The organism is Nocardia sp. NBC_00511 (assembly GCF_045161165.1).
Classification (GTDB): domain Bacteria; phylum Actinomycetota; class Actinomycetes; order Mycobacteriales; family Mycobacteriaceae; genus Nocardia.
This window is the reverse complement of the sequence record NZ_CP107849.1, coordinates 4310352-4327960: the sequence shown is the minus strand read 5'-3', so window position 1 is coordinate 4327960 and position 17609 is coordinate 4310352. Positions and strand designations below refer to the sequence as shown.

Sequence of the window (17609 nt, the reverse complement as noted above, 5' to 3'; positions counted from 1 at the left end):
GTTCAGGCCGCGTGGACGTGGCAGAAGCCGGATTCGCGCGCACCGTTGGAACACGGTGCGCCGGATTTGGTCACTCCGCCACACAAAGTCGCGTCCGGGTCCGCGGGCTTCCGCGGCTTGGGGAGCTTCTGGCTCCCGCCTGCCTCCACCGATCCGCGTACCGCCAACCGGTCAGCGCGCTCATTGTCGGGATTGCCGGAGTGTCCTTTCACCCATTCCCACTCGACCTGGTGCGTCGAGCAGGCGGCCTGCAATTGCTGCCACAGATCCGCGTTCTTGACCGGCTCCTGATTCTGCGTGGTCCAGCCATTGGCCTGCCACTTCTTCACCCACGATGTGATCCCGTTGCGCACATAGGTGCTGTCGGTGAAAACCCGCACCTGCGAAGGCCGTTCGAGCCGCTCCAGTGCGCGAATCGGCGCAGTCAGTTCCATCCGGTTATTGGTGGTCGGCCCCGGCTCGCCGCCGTACAGGTCGAGTTCACGCTCCCCGTACCGCAGCACGGCACCCCACCCGCCCGGTCCGGGATTCGGACTGCACGCACCATCCGTGTAGATGTGAACCTCCACGCACTCTCGCCTTCCGCTCGCCTCCGATGTCCCCGAACATTGTGTCGCCACCCGCAATTCGATACCGAGCACCTCGGCCGGTGAGTTCCCGGAGTTCTAGCAGTACGCTTGTCCTGTATTAGATTCGAGGAGGGGCTTATGATCCACCACGTCCAGGTCGCCTGCCCACCCGGTGCCGACGACCGCATGCGCGCCTTCTACACCGGCGTCCTCGGCTGGAGCGAATTCCCCAAACCGCCCCTACTGGCTGCCCGGGGTGGATGCTGGTTCAAGGTTCCCGGCGTGGGCGGGCCCGATGGCGAGCTACACGTCGGCGTCGAAGCGGAATTCCACCCGGCACGAAAGGCCCACCCCGCCTTCGTCGTCAAAGTCGGCATGGTCGCAGCCACCCTCTCCGCGTCCGGTCACGAAGTTCACTGGGCAGACCCGGCCGAGATTCCCGGTCGCCGCCGCTTCCACACCGCCGACCCGGTCGGCAACCGCCCCGAATTCCTCGACGCCGTTTGACGCGTATGGCGAGCGGGTCGGGCGTCGGTGAGTCCGGATCGACACTGCCGGCGGCGATTCTCCCGATCGAGGCGAGCGCGGATTTCGGCCACGGTGGGCCCAGCGCTGGTCCGTGCCACGCGCCTGTCCTCCCGGGGCATGGCGGCAAGCCAGACCAGAAGCATCCCTGCTCCGGTACCCAGAATGAAATAGGCGAGTTCCCCGATCATTGCTCGGGCCCTGATGATTCGGAGCTATCGGACCCGGACTTCGGAATCGGCGCCCAGATGTTCCACGCGACCGTGCCGCGCCGCAACTGGGGTACCAACGCGGCGAAATAACGCCCCGCCTCGCATTCGTCACCGCAGCCCGCATGTCGCTCCAGAGCGCGTCGCGCCACCTCGAGATCCAGCACCGGCCGTTCAGGCATCTGGTGCAGAGCCGGATTGTCGCTCATCCCCTCAGCTCCCGACGTGCGGCGCGTCGGCAGGCACCAGCTTGCCCGCCACGATCAGCTTCCCCCGGGCCTGAGCCTTGGCCGGGCAGACGGTGATCGGGCAATGCTTGTGGTCCTGCATGATTCGGTGGGCGCGGGACACCGTCAGCGTGGCGTCGGGCACCGCACTGTGGGATACGGGCGGGAGGGTGGGCATGGTCATTCCTTTCGGTTCGAACGCGACGGGCCGGTCTGGATGTTTGTGATGGCTGCGGTGAATCGGGCGCAGCCAGCGAGCTCGGCCTTCGGATGGCTGCAAGTAGACGCTCGGATACCGGTGCACCACGGGGCTTTTGGATGAGCCAAAGAAATCCATCCGTTCTTCCTGCACGGGTTCCATGACGCGCGGACAATGAAATCCGCAGTTGGCCAAGCAGCCACCCACGATGAGGCGTTCGCGCCATCCAAAATTTGGGGGTAGTGCTCATGAGTAAGAATCCGACGACGATTCCCCGGCGGCAGTTGGGACGACAGCTTCGGGAGCTGCGGCAATCGGTCGGGCTGTCCCTCGCCGACGCGGCCAGGCTGATCGAGCGCGGCGCGGGCACGTTGCAGCGGCTGGAGAAGGGTGAGAACCCCCGCATCCGCCAGCTCGACATCGAGGCACTGTGCAAGCTCTACGACGTGCCGGAGGATCACATGCAGCAGCTGAAGGAACTTGCGCTGCAATCGGATAGGCGGACGCGGCCAGCAGATGATTCGTTCTGGTGGACCAGATATGAAGATCTGATCCCGGCCGACTTCGAGACCTACATGTCTCTGGAGAGCGCCGCTGAACGGATCACCATGTACCAGCCCGACACAGTGCCCGGCATCATCCAGACCGCCGAATATGCGCGAGCGCTCGACAGGGCGTTCTTCGGTTCGGACACCGTCATGGAACTGGAACAGCGGGTACAGGTTCGGATGCAACGGCAGGTCGCGATCACCCGCCGGTTGTCTCCCATTGAGGTCGATCTACTTATCGATGAGGCTGTGCTGAGGCGGGTGGCCGGGTCCCGCCGGATCATGGCGGCGCAACTCCGACGATTGGCGGACACTCCGCCGAACGTCAGAGTCCGTGTCATCGCCTTCTGCGCGGGATTTCCAATGGGCGGCCACGTCGGTCCCTTTGTGATGCTGGAGTTTCCGAACGATCCGAGCACTGGAATGCCGGTGGAGCCGACCACCGTCTATGTGGAGTCGTACGGAACCCGGTTGTACTTCGACAGCGAAGCCGATGTCTCCCGCTATCGGGAGGCCTATGTCAGGATCAGACGCGTAGCGTTGGGTGAAGCAGAGAGCAGGCATCTGCTTCGGTCGGTTGCGAAGGAGTACGAGGCATGAATGATCTGTCCGGCGCGCGGTGGTTCAAGAGCAGCAAGAGCCAGGGCGGTGAAGCCTGCGTGGAGGTCGCGCACTTCGCAGGCCGGACCGGTGTTCGGGACTCGAAGCATCGAGGTGGGCCGGAACTGATGTTCTCCGTGGAGGATTGGGCGACGTTCAACCTCGCGGTCGCGGCCGGGAAGTTCGACCGCACGTAGCTGCGATCTCGCGCACGTATCCGATGCTGCGACCGCGGATGGGTGGGCTGCCGCCCGGCGTTGCCTAGGTGCTTCTGCGGTTCGGCGCGGACTTACGTTGCGCTACTGAGGTAGTCGCGTTGTGCGTGGGTGGGTCGTTGGCGACGGGTGACTATCGGGCCGGGGTCAGTGACATCGACTTGGTGGCGATCGTTAACGGCCGTTGACCAGGCGGCAGTGGTGGCGGGTGCTTCGGATCCATCGGCGCTGGTCGCTCGATATTCGGTCGCGGCCGAGCTGCACTGTATCTACGTGCCTGTCAACGAGCTCGACGATGTCGGAGTTCGTCATCCGAGCTGGGTGGGGCGGATCATGCTCCAGCACAGGTTCACTGGCATCGCCCGTGCGGAGTTGCTTCAGAGCGGATTCGCGGTGTTCGGGCAGGAGCCTGGTGCGGTGATCCCTGCGGTGTCCGGTGCTGAGCTATGTGACGCGGTGCGAAGCGAGCTGGCTGGATATTGGAGTTCGATGCTGTGGAGGCGGTGGATCTGGCTGCGCGACTTCTATGTTGACCTCGGACTGTTGACCATGGCTCGTGCGGAGGCGACATTGAGGGAGGGGCGGCTGATCGGTAAGGGGGAAGCGGTGACTCGGCTCGATCGGATCGGGGTTCCGGGGGAGTTGGCGATGAGATCGCCAGGCGGCGAAGCGGGGCCAGTGTTTCGCTCACGCTGCGGGGTCGGCTGCGCCGGGCGCGACTGGTCCACGGCATCGTCCGAAGCCAGGTCGCCGAGCTGTTGTCGGATTGAAGCCTGGCTTTCCCGCTGGATCGGGCTATTTCAGCCCGGCCGTTTGATCTCGGATGGCTGAGTAGCCGCGCTAGCGAGGTTCGACTTCGCGATGCACGGCGATCCGGCGCTGATACTGACCGAGTTCGCCTTCTCGGGAAGGTATTTCACGTTGAGCCCGTAGCCGTCGGGTGTGGTCACCGGAGCCCATTCGGCGGTGCCATCTGACTGCAGCTGGAAGCCGCGTTGTGTCCAGATGTTTCGGATGAGCTCGAAGTAGTGTGAATCCTGCCCTGCCGGAATGCCGACGACCCAATAGCCGACTTGCACCTGCTGAGGTCCGCCGGTCTGTAGGTTGCCGTCCTGGCAGGGAACAGTGACTGGGCCTCTCGCGCCGAGCGTGCCGAGGTCTGGGGCGTCAGGGGTGAATGACAGCGATGCACCCGGTGGAAGGTTTTCCACGGTCTCCAACAGATATGCGGTGATGCGATCTCGTGCCGATAGCTCACTGAGTGAGCTATCCACCTGCGGCTTCTCACCCGTATTGTCGGTGCTGCATCCGCTTGCCGAGATGGTCACGGCGAGTGCGATGCCCAGCGCGGCTGCCATGCGCCGGAACGTCTTCGGTCCCGTCATCGTCGGCGGGTGGCGCGGAGGAAGTGGCGGTCAGGGTTTCTCAGCCCGGGGGCGTCGTCTCCCGACAGCAGCGTGCTGACGGTGATCACCGCGACGATGTAGAAGCTCATGAACCATGCCGTCAGCAGGCGTCGGAAGGATGGTGGGCGGCAGTCTTCCGGGGTTCTGACCGTGAGACCGAAGAGGGCTTTTCCGATCGTGGTGTGCGCGACCGATTGCAGGGCAACTCGATCCAGGAAGGACAGCAGCAGCCAACATCCGACTACTGCGGCCGGGTTGATGCCGAGGTGTGCCCAGTCATGGCTCGATACAGCCGATTTGGAGAAATTCGGACTCAGTGCGGTGCCGAGGGCTGCGCCGCCGACGAGATGGAAGGCCCAGTCGGTGACGAATGCGCTGATTCGTTGTGCGAGTGGGGCTTTCGGACACTCGTCGGTCGCCTTATCTTCGGACGGTGACTGGCTCGCGCGCATCATGACGCGGCCATCGGGCTGGCGAACCAATTCGTAGCTGGAGGGGTAGGGGTCTTTGTCGTCGCTCATTGGCTTTTGAGGTCGTCGCTTCTCGTGAAGGTGAATTGGGGTGGGTGAGCTCGGCGGGAGACGTAGCGGAGGTCTGCACCGCCGGGCACAGTTGGGCATCACCAGACGACCGTTTGGGGTCCTGGGTCACCTGTATTCGCCAGGCTAGGGATCCGGCGGCATGCTAGTTGGGGGGCAGGGTAGGTGCCAGCCCTGTGGCCAAGTCGACCAAGACCTGGCAGGGGTCGGCCTGGGAGTTCGAGGTGGAGAGTTCGATGCCGCCACCATGGATCGCGATCAGCGTTGCGCAGTAGTTGGTTCCTGCGGCACGAGCGGTCGCGACGTCTTTCCCGGAGATCTGGAACTGGTGTTGGGGCTGGGAATTCGTGACGAAGTACGGCATGGTCACGTTGGTGACGCGCACCGTAATTCCCGGTCCGCGTTCTGCCTGATATGCGTCCTGGGACGTGTAGTCGCAGCCCTTGTACTTGTCTATGGGGCCGCCCGTATTGTCGGGGATCGGGCGGGGATCGGCGTTGAGATGTTGTGCGGCAAGCACATCGGCGGGAATACCGTGGCACGGATCGAACGATGTCGGAACGCTGCTCGACAGCGTTGCAGAGGGCGTCGCGTCATCTTTGCTCTTGTCGCATCCGCTGAGGAGGGCCAGTACGCAGGCTCCGACGCCCAGGGCCACGATCATCGGGTACGCGGGTTGGGTGCGGCGGCGTACGTTCATCCTTACGACCCTTTCTTGTTCACGTCTTTGTTGTCGGGTGCCAGCGCGCCACCCGTTGCCAGTTGCTCCACACTTGTGTTGTCGTGCACCAGATTCGATCCGACGATGTCGGCGTATTGGCGGCGGTAAGTCTCCATGTGGGTCTCGATCTCGGCCTGCGAAAGCGGATGGTCGCCGTCCTTCGCGACCGGTTCGAACAAGTCCCTGAAATTTTGTTCGCCGGTCAGTATGGACTTCTCGACCGATGGATACTGGACAGTGCCTGGTGTCGGCTCAGGATTGATATTGTCCATCAACGCTTTGTACGCGGGCTCCTCGACCAGATCCTTGATCGTGCTGACCGCCTTGCCGCCCGGGAGCGGTAGGGCATCGACGACCTTCTTGGCCATGTCGGCGGCCTGCTGGTTGTTGTCATGGGACTGCTGCGCCTGGGCGTTCTGCTCGGCGACAGCGTGATAGTCCTGGTAGATGAGCGCGTTTTGCTGTGCATCCTTGATGTGGGCATCGATGCCAGCGAGCTTCTGAATTGTGTCGTGAGCGCTGATGTCGCCGCCGCCGTGGGTGAGCTGATACAGCATGGCGTTCTCGTAGCTCTGTCTGGCGGCATCGATGGTGTGTCGGCCGTCCTGAGTCTGGCTTGCCAGGAAGGCGAGGCGCTCGGAGTCCATCAATTCAAGGGGCACAGCGGGTTTCGGTCCGTGCCGGTCGGTGTCGACACCAGCGAACGCATCGATATCGGAGGCCACGACTCGTGCCAATGCGTTGGCCAGCTCGGGGTTCTTGTTGAAAGATTCGGTCGTGTGCGCGAAATAGGTTGAGCCGTCCGCTGCCTTGACGAGGCGCTCACCATCCTTCGGCTCCAACGTGTCGGGTAGCGCGGCGATCGTCTTGCGGGCGATATCTCCGTCGTGAGTCGGGTCCTGAATGTGGTCGGCGGTCCACTTGTAGAGGTCACCGGCCGCGGTGCCCTGGTCGCCCCAGGTGTGGTTTCGAAACATTGTGTCGGCGAACTGTTTTTGGTCGTAGACACTGCGTGGGCCGTAGTCGTCACCCCTGGCGCCGAAGGACATGTCACCGGGTAGTCGATCCCCTGTGATGACGTCCCGGCCGGTCATGAGCTGGAAATCAGCATCGTGATTGCGGTTGGCAATCCCGAGCAGCTTCGTCGCAGCGTCGTCTATGGACTTTCGGTCGCCGTCCTCAGTGAACCCGGGCGGCATGTGGTCGGGATGACTGTCGAGGATGCCGGCCAAGCTCTGGGACTGCCGACCCAGCTCCGTACTGAACGTTCGGCCACCCTGCATGGCGGGCTCGGCGTGAGAGAGGAAGTCAGCGAATCGAGTTCGCTCACCAACCCGCTGCTTCATTCCGCCCGGGCCCGAGTTGTTGCCGATGTAGTCCTGCTCGCGCCCCGAAACGAGTTGACGGATATCGGTGGGCAGGTTCGTATAGCTACCCGGGGCGGTGAGCTTTCCGTCTGGAGTAATGCCGGTACCGAGATGCTCGTTGGTGATCGCGAGCATGCCGGTGGCCAACGCCGTCTGCTGAGACGCTGCGACGGTGTCGGCGGGATGACCTGGATCCACCGTGGCCCGCGCGGTCAGCCTGTCGTCGAGGGCCAGTAAACCGTCTTTACCGGCGTTCGCGAAGAACTCCTTGTAATAGTCCTGGACTTCGGCCGGCAGCGTGGGAACGTCCTTGCCGGCCGCGAGGGCCTGCATCTGTTCTGGTGTGACAACGAATGTCGGCAGCCGCGATGCGACATCGTCGAGCTTGGCGGTATCGCCTGATTGCGCCGCTTCGGCAGCCAACTTCCCATCCTCGGCGCCCAAGCGGCCACCCTGCGCCGGGGCGGCGGCGACATCCAGATCGGAGCCGAACAGATCACCGGCGGAACGGACGAGTTCGGCTGCCGCGCCGATCTTTGTCGCGGCGGCGGACACGGCGTCGTAGAACGGTCGTAGTGCGCCGTCGATCGCGTCCTGATGTGACCGGATGATGTCGGCGGAGACGCCCTCCTTATCGCACACCACCCAGTTGTCGGCGACCCTCAGCCCGGCGCCTTCCGCGTCGCCCACCTTGCTGAGCACGACGGTGCGGTGTGAGTCGATATCCGAAGCCGCGCTGTGGATCTCGGTGATGAGGTCGTCGACATAGGTCCAGACCTTGCGTGCCTGTGCGTGATCGGCGTCGACGCGGTCGTAGGCCGCGTTGTGAGCGGCACCCTGCCATGCTGTGCCGAGATTCGAGAAGAGGGCGTGAGGCTTGTCGATATTGGCCTGGAAGGTGTCATTGTTCGCCGCCGCCAAGGCGCTGGCGAAATCGTTCAGGGCCGAGACCCGCCATTTCTTGACATCGGGGAGGAGCATCGTCAACGACTTCCAGCCTGGTGGATGTCGAACCTGCGCATAGCGTCGGCGAAGGCCGTATCCGTGTCGTGGACCGTTTTCGCGCATTGGCCGATCGCGTTCGACACCTGGGTCAGCTTGCCAGCAACCCGCTGATAGGCCCCATCGGTGAACTGACCGGCCTGGGTGCACACTCCATCGAGCCCGCTGCCGGGTAAGGCGGAGTCGATACCCTGTGCCGCGTCGGATGCCTTGATGTTGCTGATTTCGGTAGATGCGTTGGAAAGTGCGTCCGACACCTTATGTAGTTCTTCGATATCGAGCTGCAGAAGTGATGCCATGAACACTCTCCACCTGGGAAAACGGATTGATTCATGGAGGACAGTATCAATTCCCGGGTCTCAACTCGGGCTTGGATTGGCTAACTCACGGCATCGCATCTGGTGGCGAACCGCTATCGCGACAGACGAGCCGGTCATCGCCACGATCGGGGAGTCCGCCGAGTGAGGGCACTGTGTTGTCAGAAGGCGAAGCAGTGTGACGGAACGTTGCGGCTTCTACCTCCTGCGGAATGACTTCGATGAGCAGCGGGCCGTGAACATCGACTTCGGGAACAGACTCGAGGTACTGAAACGGGCGGTCCGACAGGCAGGGCAGGATATTGGTGGTGTTCCCAGCTAATCGTCTCGAAGAGTTGCTTGCCGACGCGCAGGATGGGCGGGTGTCGGATTCTGAACTGCTGGAGGGGATTCGAGGGGCTTCGCTGTTCATCCCGGTTTCCGGTGGGGAAGGTGGGGCGGTTTCGCTGCCCGGGGTGACGCTCGATGGTGGGCAGTATGTGCCGGCGTATTCGTCTGAGGAGCAGCTTGTTTCGGCTGCGGGGGCGGTGTCGCGGATCGAGGTGGCGGTCGACAGATTGCTCGGGATCATGCCTGGTGGGGTTGGGATCGCGTTGAATTTGCGGGCGGAGGCGCCTGGGTTGCCGATTACGCCGGATGCTGTTGCGGCGTTGCGGGTTCGGGAGTAGGGGCGGAGGGCTCGGTCTTTGAATTGACCGTCCACGAGACTGTCGCTGCGACAATCAGATTCGCGGTCAGCGCGTAAAGACCGCCGTTGAGGCCGAAGAGCGGATCGTGGCCGGTGGCGTGCAGGAGTAGGACTACTGCGCTGCCGGTGATGAGGCCGAGGCCTACGCCGAGGGCGGTGAGGCGGCGCCAGTAGAGGCCCAGGAGGACTGCGGGGACCAGTTGGGCTATGCCCTCGTAGGAAAGGACCGAGAGGTTTACCAGGACCTTCGGGTAGATGAGGGCTCCGGCCAAAGCGATGGCACCGACGGTCAGGCCGATGAGTTGGGCGCTGCGGCGTTGGCGGGTGTCGGAGGAGACCTTGCCGTGTAGGCCGCCGCCGAGAATTGTTCGGCCCCACAGGGTTCCGATGGCTACCAGGAAGACGCTCATCGGCACGATGGCGGAGAGGGCTCCGGCGATGCCGATCAACGCTACGACCGGGGAGGGGAGGGAGTCGGTGACGAGGGTGAACAGGGCCAGGTCGGGGTTCTTCAAGGTGGGGGCGGCGAAGAGGGCCGCGGCGCCGATGAGGATGGGGACCAGGAGGAGGAGTTGGTACCAGGGGAGGAGCATGGAGTTGCGGCGGAGGGCGTTGGGGGTGCGGGCGGAGAGGTAGCCGGCGACGGTGGTGGGGAAGACGCAGATGGTGAGGGCGTTCAGGAGGATGGTGGAGACGAACCAGGAGGCGCCGAAGGTGCCGCCGCCTGCGCCGGGGAAGGTCAGCCAGTGGGGTTTTTCGGTGACCAGGCGGTTGAGGAGTTCGGCGGGGCCGGAGAAGTAGTGCCAGGGGATGTAGGCGGCGAGGATCGCTATCGAGAGGACGGCGAGGCTGTCCTTGAGGACGCTCACCCAGGCGGAGCCGCGTAGGCCCGAGGTCAGGATGAAGGCTTCGGCGACCACGAAGGAGATGATCGCGGCGGTCTTCAGGTTGATCGCGCCGTAGGACATGGCGTTGACGACCAGGCCCATGCCCTGGATCTGGAGTTGGATGTACGGCACCAGGAAGATCGTGCACAGCAGGGCGGCGGCGATACCCAAAGGCCTTGAGCGGAACCGATGTTCGGCTATGTCGGCGATCGAGACCAGGTGGTGGCGGGCGCAGTACGACCACAGAAGGGGCGCGACGAAATACGCCACGACCAGGCCGGTGCTCAGGTACGCGATCAGGTAGAAGATCGGGATGCCGTAGCGGTAGGACCAACCGGCCGCGCCGAGAAATGAGAAGCTGGTGTAGCTTTCGCCCGCCATCAGGACCAGGACGAACAGGGTGCCGAGACCGCGTTCGGAAATGGACCATTCCGACATCGAGCGGGTTCGGCCTCGGGAGGACAGGACGCCGATGGCGACCGTCACCAGCATGGCGACGGCGAACAGGGATACCGCCACGGTGGCGCGGCCCGTCACTGGTCGGCCTCCGTGGACTCGATGCCCTGGGCGCCATCGCCGTGCCGGGGTGGCGTGGCGGCATGCGGGTCACCGCCCAACGTGCTGTCGGCGGGGACGAATTCCGGTGCGCCGGTGCGGTATGCGGGGTCGAAGCGGGCTACGAGCCAGACCAGAGGGCCGGTCAGGATGGTGACGGCGATCAGATACGCGATCAGGAACGGGATGCCCGCGATGCGGGGTTCGATGCGGTTGGCCACGACCGGGGCCAGGCAGTAGAGGACGGCGGGGGCCGCCAGTAGCAACAGGACTGGGCCGCGGTGGCGCAGGGGCACCGGGCTCGCTGAGTCGGGCATGGGGCCTCCGGGTCGTCGCGGGTCGCTGCCGTTGCGAACTATTCCACCCGGATATGCCCGGCTGACGGTTCGGCACGCCGGACCTCGTACGGGCGAATCAACTGATGTGTGGGACGAATCGACGGACTAACGGGAGAAATCGACAGCCGGGCTGGAGCGGCCGCGGGGGTGCGTAGACGCTGAAACGGGCGTCATTCAAACCCGGCGGTCGGAACTGTTTGGGTGCGTTGGGAATTCGCACCGGGGGCGATGTGGAGTTGTCCGGCGGATGCTCTAACGTGGCCGGGTATCTGTCCGGCACGACCGTGGAGCGTTATGACCTTCTCGCTCGAAATTCAGTCCACTGCCGTCGCGCGGTTGTCGTCGCTCGCGGTGCGGTGAGTATGGGCGGATTGTCGTTCGCTGCCATCGATGTCGAGACCGCGAATTCCTCGCGGGGGAGTATCTGCGCCATCGGAGTGACGGTGGTGCGGGACGGGAAACCGGCGGAGGCCGGGGCGTGGCTGTGTAAGCCGCCCGCCGGGCTCGAGTTCTTCAACTGGCACAACATTCGGGTGCACGGGATTTCGGCGGCCATGGTGGCCGATCAGCCGGTGTTCTCGGAGCGATGGCCGGAAGTCTCGGGGATGGTGGACGGGCTGCCGTTGATCGCACACAATGCCGGGTTCGACAGCGGCGCGATACGAGAAGCGTGCGGGCGCAGTGGGATTCACGTGCCCGACTGGGAATTCAGTTGCAGTCTGGCGTTGGCCCGGCGACACCTGGATCTCGACAGCTATCGGCTGCCGCAGGTGGCTGCCGCATTGGGGATCGAATTCACCAATCACCACGATGCCGCCGCGGATGCTGCTGCCGCGGCGGACATTGTCATCGCCTTGGCGGAGCGGACGGGGGCCGACTCGCTGGCGGCGCTGGAGCGGATGGTCGTCGGGACGCGGTTGCGACTGGAACCGGCGGAACGGGAGACGCTCCGGACAGGGCCTGGCGGTTGGCCGGACTCCGGCAGCGACGATATCGCTCGGCCTCGTGAGGAACGGCGGGCACACCGATCCTGGTTCAGCCGTGAGGAATTGGTGCTCCCGGAGATCAACAGCGGAACCCCGGGTCATCCCCTGCACGGCGAAACCATCGTCTTCACAGGCGATCTCGGCTCCATGACCCGGCAGGAAGCCTGGAACGCCATCGCCTCTCACGGCGCGACTCCGGCGAAGAACGTCACCCGGCGCACCACCGCGCTCGTCATCGGTGACGGCTTCCGCGGCGGCGACCCGGACGCTTTCACCACGACCAAGGCGCGGCGGGTGGCCGAGCTGCGGGCGCGCGGGCAGCGGATCGATGTGCTCGACGAGACCACGCTGCTGGCCCGGCTGGGCACCGATGCGGTGGTGGCATCGCAGTGAGGCCGGTGGGCGGCGGTCGCTCTGCGGTGTTGTGAGAAGTGTGTTATTGCGGCAACCCACCGGCGTCGGTAAAGAGGTGGGGAGATCAATCACGGGAAATTGAGGCGAATATGTCGGGTTCACTCGGGCGCGCGATGCGGCTGATAGCGGGAATGGCACTGGTCACGGCGGCAATCGGAGCCGTGACGCCAGCCTCCGCGAATGCTGCGGCACCCGTGTTTCCCGATGCGCAGGTCGACGCCGACGGGTCGCATATCGATCATGTCGTGTCGCACGACGACCGCCGATCCACCGTGTACGTGTACTCGGCGGCCATGAATCGGGTGGTCGGGCTCGAGGTGATCCGCGCGGCCGACACCTCCGCGCCGCGGCCCACGCTGTATCTGCTCAACGGGGCCGAGGACGGGCTCGACGCGGGTGGCAACGAGACCTCGTGGGAGACGAAGACCGACCTCGTCGACTACCTGGGCGATCAGAACGTGAACGTCGTGAACGTCATCGACGGGCGCTACACCTATTACACCGACTGGCAGACCGACGATCCGATGCTCGGTCGCAACAAGTGGACGACGTTCCTGACCCGGGAGCTGCCGCCGATCATGGATACCGCCTTCGATGCCTCCGGCGTGAATGCCATTGTGGGCGTGTCGATGTCGGCGACCTCCACGCTCGCGCTGGCAGAATCCGCGCCGGGGCTGTACCGGAGTGTGGGGGCGTTCAGCGGCTGCGCGCAGACCTCCACGGATCCCGGCCGCCGCTACCTCCAGGCCGTGGTGCTGTCGGGCGGCGGCAATCCGTGGAACATCTGGGGAGTCGACGGTGCGCCCGCGTGGACGGCCAACGATCCCTCCACCGATGCCAATCTGGCGAAGCTGCGCGGCACCAACCTCTTCGTCGCCGCCGGAACCGGGGCCGATACCGCTGCGGCGGGCGGGGGACAGGTCGGCGCGTCCAGCACCGCGCTCGAGGGGACCGTCGAAACCTGCACGCGCGCTCTGCAATCCAGCATCGAGAACCTGGGCATCCCGGCCACCTTCAACTACCTGCCCGGTGGCGGGCACAACTGGCCGTCCTGGCAGATCGACTTCCACGAGGTCTGGCCGGACATCGCCCGCAGCCTCGGGATCTGATCCGAGGCCGGTAACCGATAGGCTGCTACGGGTGACCGACGAGAAGCTGCTGCAGGGACCCATCCACGCCGTCCATGTCGAATTGGGCGCCACCTTCGCTCCGTTCGGGGGGTGGGAGATGCCGGTTTCGTACGCGGGCACCGTCGGCGAGCACAACGCCGTCCGGTCGACCGTCGGGCTGTTCGACGTCAGCCACCTGGGCAAAGCCACCGTCAAGGGTGCGGGCGCGGCCGCGTTCGTGAACTCGGCGCTGTCCAACGACCTGAACCGGATTCGCCCCGGCAAGGCGCAGTACACGCTGTGCTGCACGCCCGAGGGCGGCGTGATCGACGACCTCATCGCCTACTACGTGAGCGACGACGAGATCTTCCTGGTGCCCAACGCCGCCAACACCGCGACCGTCGTCGCGGAGTTGCGGAAGGCCGCGCCGGAGGGCATCACCATCACCGACGAGCATCGCGGATACGCCGTGTTCGCGGTGCAGGGACCGCGTTCGGCCGAGGTGCTGGCCAAGCTCGGATTCCCCACCGACATGGAGTACATGGCCTACGCCGACGCCGATTGGGACGGCCGCCAGGTCCGAGTGTGCCGCACCGGATACACCGGCGAGCACGGCTACGAGCTGCTGCCGAAGTGGGACGACGCCGAGGCCCTGTTCCGCGCGCTGGTCGCCGAGGTCGAAGCCGCCGGTGGCCAGGCCGCCGGACTCGGCGCGCGCGACACCCTGCGCACCGAGATGGGCTACCCCCTGCACGGACACGAACTGTCCCTGGACATTTCGCCGCTGCAGGCCCGCACCGGCTGGGCCGTCGGCTGGAAGAAGCCGGAATTCTGGGGCAAGTCCGCCCTCGAAGCCGAGAAGGCCGCGGGCCCGCGCCGAACCCTGCTGGGGCTCAAGGCGATCGACAAGGGCGTCCTGCGCCAGGGCCAGACCGTCATGCGCGGCGACACCCCCGTCGGCGAAACCACCTCCGGCACTTTCTCTCCCAGCCTCAAGGTGGGCATCGCCCTCGCCCTCCTCGACACCGCCGCAGGCCTCGAACCCGGCGACCAGGTAGAGGTCGACGTCCGCGGCCGCCGCCTCCGCTGCGAGGTCATCCGCCCGCCCTTCGTCGAGGTCCGCACCGCCTGACCCACCCCGGATACACCTGCGGCCCAGTCGAATCCGACTGGGCCGCTCTCATGTCCACACCAGTTGTCCGTGAAATGAGCTCGCCGCGAACAACAGCTGCGGTCGAGCCGGTCACCGGGGCGGGAACATCCATTCGCTCCATCGACCGGACGTCGCATGCGCGGGCCTGGCGGGCACGTTTGGTGCCTGGCCGCAATCAACGTCCGCGCGGTCCGGCACCTCGAAGCAGCCTCAGCCGCACCAGGTGCCGACGACGTCGCGGTCCTGTTTGCAGTCGGTGGCCTTCAGCCCGGCCGGGCGGAGGGTGGTGAGCATGCCTCGGATGGTGGTGTCCGTGAGCGCGCCGGCGATGCCCTGGTCGGCCTGGATGACCATGACCACGGATTGGCCGTTGTTGCCGGGGACGGCGAGGACGTGCAGGACCGAGGTGGTGGGGTGTTCGCAGTCGTAGGGGGCGGGGTTGGTGAGGGTGGCGGTGACGTGGGCCGCGGGTTTGCCTTGGACGGTGAGGGTTTCGACCGGGCTGAGGGAGATCTGGGCGTCGGGGCGGTCGTCGTCGGCTGCGGCGACTTTGGACCAGTTGTCGGCGGTGGCCTTGGCGGCGGCGGAGACGTCGGCGAGCGTTGAGCCGGTGACGCCGGAGATGGCGTGGGGGTGGTACTTGCCGCAGGCCTTCTCCTGGTAGGTGGCCGCGCCGCTCATGACCACCTGTTTGCTGCCGCTCTCGAAGCCGACGATGGTGGTGGGGGTGGGGACCGTCCAGTCCGGCGGGACGTCGTAGGTGGCGTTGCGGGTGATGGAGTACGCGGTCTGCCAGCCGGGGGTGAGGGCGGGGGTCACCGACTTCGGGGCCGTGGTGGTGGTCGTGGTGGTCGTGGTCGACGGGGGTTTGGTGGCGGTGTCCTGCGGGCCGTATTGGTCTGCGGGAAGGGCGATTCCGGACACTGTCCGCCCGGGTTGCAGTGCGGCCACCACCAGGACTGCGACCAGGCCCAGCACCGCCACCGCGAGCAGTGCGAGCAGCCAGGGGCGGTTCGAGCGGACCGGTGGCGGGGTGGCGGCGTCCTGGTACACGCGTGCCAGCCTATCGGCGAGATGATCTTCGGCCGAGGGCCGCGGTCAGCACGATCACCGGAGTGTCGGGGAGGGAGCCCGCACCGGCGTGTCGAATGCGGCGAATTAGACTCCCGGTCATGACACTTGCCGCGCAGTTCACCCGTGTCCCGCATCCCGCGCCCCTCGCGGCGCAGCGGCGACAGGAGATTCTCGCGGAGCCCGGGTTCGGGCGGTATTTCACCGATCACATGGTCTCGCTGGACTACGCCGACGGCGTGTGGAGCAACGGGCGGGTCGAACCGTACGCGCCGATGTCCATGGATCCGGCGACCATGGTGTTCCACTACGGCCAGGCCATCTTCGAGGGCCTCAAGGCGTACCGGCAGGCCGACGGCAGCATCGCGACCTTCCGCGTCGACGCCAACGCGGCACGTTTCCGCCGGTCCGCGGCCCGGATGGCGATGGCCGAGCTGCCCGAGGAACTGTTCATCGAATCGATCCGGCAGCTGCTCGAGGTCGACGCCGACTGGGTGCCCGCCGCCGGTGGCGAGGACGCCCTCTACCTGCGGCCGTTCATGTTCTCCACCGAGGTCGGCCTGGGCGTGAAGCCCGCCGCCGCCTACAAGTACCTGCTGCTCGGCGGTCCGGCGGGCGCGTACTTCCCGCGGGGCCTCAAGCCGGTGCGGGTGTGGCTGTCGACCGAGTTCGTGCGCGCGGCACCCGGCGGCACCGGCGAGGCGAAGGTCGCGGGCAACTACGCGGCATCGCTGCTGGCGCAGCGGCAGGCCGCCGAGAAGGGCTGCGACCAGGTGGTGTGGCTGGATGCCTGCGAGCACCGCTACGTCGAGGAGATGGGCACCAACAACCTGTTCTTCGTGTTCGGCAGCGGGTCGCAGGCGCGCCTCGTGACGCCGGAACTGTCGGGTTCGCTGCTGCCGGGTATCACCCGCGACTCGCTCATCACCCTCGCCGCCGACTCCGGGTACCACGTCGAGGAGCGCAAGATCTCCGTCGACGAATGGCGCACCGGCGTCCAATCCGGTGAGATCACCGAGGTTTTCGGCTGCGGCACCGCCGCCGTCGTCATCCCGGTCGGCTCGGTGCGCTCCGAGGACGGCGAATTCACCATCGGCACCGGCGAACCGGGCGAGGTCACCATGGCACTGCGCGACACCCTGACCGGGATCCAGCGCGGCACCTTCGCCGACCAGCACGGCTGGCTGCGCACACTGGCCTGAACGACGCACGCCCGCACTCGAATTCGGGTGCGGGCACAGTCGGACATCAGCCCGGCATGAACATCTGCCACTGCTCGAGGGTCTGCGGGCGCATCACATAGTTGTGGTCGCGGATGTGCGAGAGGTTGGCGCTGGGCTCCTCGGAGTACCAGTGTCCCGGGTACACAACGGGATCCGACTTCAGCTCGGCGAGGTAGCGCAGGCTGCGGAACATGGCGTCGGAGTCGCCGCCCGGAAAATCCGTGCGGCCGCAGCCGTCCACGAACAGCGTGTCACCGGCGATCAGCCGATCCTCGAACAGGAAACACTGGCTGCCCGGCGTATGTCCGGGCGTGTGCAGCAGCTCGATCTCGAAGCCGCCGACCGCGACCTTGTCACCGTGCGCGTGCCCGGTCAGCTCACTGGGCGCGATGCCGGTCACGTTGGCGACCCACGGCAGCTCTTCGGCATTCACGTGCACGGCCACATCGGTCTTCTCGAGCAGCTCTTTCACCCCGCGCAGCGTGAAGCCCATCATCGAACCGCCGACATGGTCGGGGTGATGGTGGGTGGCCAGCACGCCGGTCAGGCGCATGCCGTCCGCCTCGGCGATGTCCACCAGCTGGCTCGCCTCGTACGCCGGGTCCACGACCACGCATTCCCCGCTGTCGCGATCCCCGATCAGGTACGCGAAATTGCGCATCTGCGTCGCGATGGGATCGCCAACGGCCCAGTCGCGGCCGGAAAGCAACTGACGGAAATACAAGCGGTCGGTGGCCATGA

The 17609-nt window shown here is 65.6% G+C and carries 22 protein-coding genes and 1 pseudogene; 10 read left to right on the top strand and 13 right to left on the bottom strand.

Translation table 11 applies throughout. The annotated features are described in order from the left end of the window. Positions 1 to 2: 2 nt before the first annotated feature. A complete protein-coding gene (locus OG300_RS20430; protein ID WP_405498614.1) occupies positions 3 to 149 on the bottom strand; it encodes a DUF5763 domain-containing protein in 147 nt (48 codons plus the stop codon). Then, positions 135 to 569: pseudogene (gene rnhA / locus OG300_RS20425) on the bottom strand (ribonuclease HI); the annotation flags it as partial. The gene OG300_RS20430 and the pseudogene rnhA, both read right to left, overlap by 15 nt. Positions 570 to 707: 138 nt before the next feature. On the opposite strand from rnhA, the gene OG300_RS20420 reads away from it, so the two are divergent. Continuing rightward, the gene (locus OG300_RS20420) at positions 708 to 1076 is read left to right on the top strand and encodes a glyoxalase (protein ID WP_405498287.1); all 369 of its coding nucleotides are present in this window, start codon (positions 708 to 710) and stop codon (positions 1074 to 1076) included. A gap of 205 nt (positions 1077 to 1281) precedes the next feature. Here OG300_RS20420 and OG300_RS20415 read toward each other — a convergent pair whose 3' ends face one another. Then, positions 1282 to 1512 (bottom strand): hypothetical protein, encoded by a 231-nt coding sequence (locus tag OG300_RS20415; protein ID WP_405498285.1) that lies wholly within the window; start codon positions 1510 to 1512, stop codon positions 1282 to 1284. Positions 1513 to 1516: 4 nt separating this feature from the next. Continuing rightward, positions 1517 to 1708 carry a hypothetical protein gene (locus tag OG300_RS20410; protein WP_405498283.1) on the bottom strand — a complete coding sequence of 64 codons (192 nt, stop codon included), beginning with the start codon at positions 1706 to 1708 and terminating at the stop codon, positions 1517 to 1519. Between the two features lie 269 nt (positions 1709 to 1977). On the opposite strand from OG300_RS20410, the gene OG300_RS20405 reads away from it, so the two are divergent. From OG300_RS20405 to OG300_RS20390, 4 genes are all read left to right on the top strand, one after another. Further along, positions 1978 to 2877 carry a helix-turn-helix domain-containing protein gene (locus OG300_RS20405; RefSeq protein WP_405498281.1) on the top strand — a complete coding sequence of 300 codons (900 nt, stop codon included), beginning with the start codon at positions 1978 to 1980 and terminating at the stop codon, positions 2875 to 2877. After that, on the top strand, positions 2874 to 3074 hold the full coding sequence (locus tag OG300_RS20400; protein WP_405498279.1) for a DUF397 domain-containing protein: 201 nt from the start codon (positions 2874 to 2876) through the stop codon (positions 3072 to 3074). The genes OG300_RS20405 and OG300_RS20400 overlap by 4 nt, the downstream gene beginning before the upstream one ends. A 68-nt stretch (positions 3075 to 3142) precedes the next feature. Continuing rightward, positions 3143 to 3280, top strand: coding sequence for a nucleotidyltransferase domain-containing protein (locus tag OG300_RS20395; protein ID WP_405498277.1), 138 nt, complete (start codon positions 3143 to 3145; stop codon positions 3278 to 3280). A 13-nt stretch (positions 3281 to 3293) separates the two neighbouring features. Further along, positions 3294 to 3923 (top strand): hypothetical protein, encoded by a 630-nt coding sequence (locus OG300_RS20390; protein ID WP_405498275.1) that lies wholly within the window; start codon positions 3294 to 3296, stop codon positions 3921 to 3923. On the opposite strand, the gene OG300_RS20385 is transcribed toward OG300_RS20390, so the two are convergent. From OG300_RS20385 to OG300_RS20365, 5 genes are all read right to left on the bottom strand, one after another. Continuing rightward, positions 3893 to 4450 carry a hypothetical protein gene (locus tag OG300_RS20385; protein WP_405498273.1) on the bottom strand — a complete coding sequence of 186 codons (558 nt, stop codon included), beginning with the start codon at positions 4448 to 4450 and terminating at the stop codon, positions 3893 to 3895. The two genes, OG300_RS20390 and OG300_RS20385, sit on opposite strands and share 31 nt — an antisense overlap. A gap of 23 nt (positions 4451 to 4473) precedes the next feature. After that, positions 4474 to 5019 carry an RDD family protein gene (locus tag OG300_RS20380; RefSeq protein WP_405498271.1) on the bottom strand — a complete coding sequence of 182 codons (546 nt, stop codon included), beginning with the start codon at positions 5017 to 5019 and terminating at the stop codon, positions 4474 to 4476. Between the two features lie 163 nt (positions 5020 to 5182). Beyond that, positions 5183 to 5737 (bottom strand): DUF3558 family protein, encoded by a 555-nt coding sequence (locus OG300_RS20375; RefSeq protein ID WP_405498269.1) that lies wholly within the window; start codon positions 5735 to 5737, stop codon positions 5183 to 5185. 2 nt (positions 5738 to 5739) lie between these two features. Next, positions 5740 to 8112: a hypothetical protein gene (locus OG300_RS20370; protein ID WP_405498267.1), complete on the bottom strand. Its 2373-nt coding sequence runs from the start codon at positions 8110 to 8112 to the stop codon at positions 5740 to 5742. Further along, positions 8109 to 8426: a hypothetical protein gene (locus OG300_RS20365; RefSeq protein WP_405498265.1), complete on the bottom strand. Its 318-nt coding sequence runs from the start codon at positions 8424 to 8426 to the stop codon at positions 8109 to 8111. The genes OG300_RS20370 and OG300_RS20365 overlap by 4 nt, the downstream gene beginning before the upstream one ends. A gap of 323 nt (positions 8427 to 8749) precedes the next feature. On the opposite strand from OG300_RS20365, the gene OG300_RS20360 reads away from it, so the two are divergent. Then, a complete protein-coding gene (locus tag OG300_RS20360; protein WP_405498263.1) occupies positions 8750 to 9112 on the top strand; it encodes an SseB family protein in 363 nt (120 codons plus the stop codon). Here OG300_RS20360 and OG300_RS20355 read toward each other — a convergent pair. Beyond that, complete coding sequence (locus OG300_RS20355) at positions 9072 to 10556, bottom strand: sodium:solute symporter (RefSeq protein ID WP_405498261.1); 1485 nt, start codon at positions 10554 to 10556, stop codon at positions 9072 to 9074. The two genes, OG300_RS20360 and OG300_RS20355, sit on opposite strands and share 41 nt — an antisense overlap. Beyond that, on the bottom strand, positions 10553 to 10891 hold the full coding sequence (locus OG300_RS20350) for a DUF3311 domain-containing protein (protein WP_405498259.1): 339 nt from the start codon (positions 10889 to 10891) through the stop codon (positions 10553 to 10555). The genes OG300_RS20355 and OG300_RS20350 overlap by 4 nt, the downstream gene beginning before the upstream one ends. Before the next feature lie 392 nt (positions 10892 to 11283). Here OG300_RS20350 and OG300_RS20345 point away from each other — a divergent pair, with 392 nt between their 5' ends. The 3 genes from OG300_RS20345 to gcvT all read left to right on the top strand — a co-directional run bounded on the left by OG300_RS20345 (position 11284) and on the right by gcvT (position 14553). After that, positions 11284 to 12291 (top strand): exonuclease domain-containing protein, encoded by a 1008-nt coding sequence (locus OG300_RS20345; protein ID WP_405498257.1) that lies wholly within the window; start codon positions 11284 to 11286, stop codon positions 12289 to 12291. Between the two features lie 110 nt (positions 12292 to 12401). After that, complete coding sequence (locus OG300_RS20340; protein WP_405498255.1) at positions 12402 to 13421, top strand: alpha/beta hydrolase; 1020 nt, start codon at positions 12402 to 12404, stop codon at positions 13419 to 13421. Positions 13422 to 13452: 31 nt separating this feature from the next. Further along, a complete protein-coding gene (gene gcvT, locus OG300_RS20335; RefSeq protein ID WP_405498253.1) occupies positions 13453 to 14553 on the top strand; it encodes a glycine cleavage system aminomethyltransferase GcvT in 1101 nt (366 codons plus the stop codon). A 231-nt stretch (positions 14554 to 14784) separates the two neighbouring features. On the opposite strand, the gene OG300_RS20330 is transcribed toward gcvT, so the two are convergent. Then, positions 14785 to 15627, bottom strand: coding sequence for a hypothetical protein (locus tag OG300_RS20330; protein WP_405498251.1), 843 nt, complete (start codon positions 15625 to 15627; stop codon positions 14785 to 14787). 119 nt (positions 15628 to 15746) lie between these two features. On the opposite strand from OG300_RS20330, the gene OG300_RS20325 reads away from it, so the two are divergent. Then, positions 15747 to 16847 (top strand): branched-chain amino acid aminotransferase, encoded by a 1101-nt coding sequence (locus OG300_RS20325; RefSeq protein ID WP_405498249.1) that lies wholly within the window; start codon positions 15747 to 15749, stop codon positions 16845 to 16847. A 46-nt stretch (positions 16848 to 16893) separates the two neighbouring features. Here the strand turns inward: OG300_RS20325 and OG300_RS20320 are convergent, their stop codons facing one another. Then, positions 16894 to 17607 (bottom strand): MBL fold metallo-hydrolase, encoded by a 714-nt coding sequence (locus OG300_RS20320; RefSeq protein ID WP_405498247.1) that lies wholly within the window; start codon positions 17605 to 17607, stop codon positions 16894 to 16896. Positions 17608 to 17609: the final 2 nt, after the last annotated feature.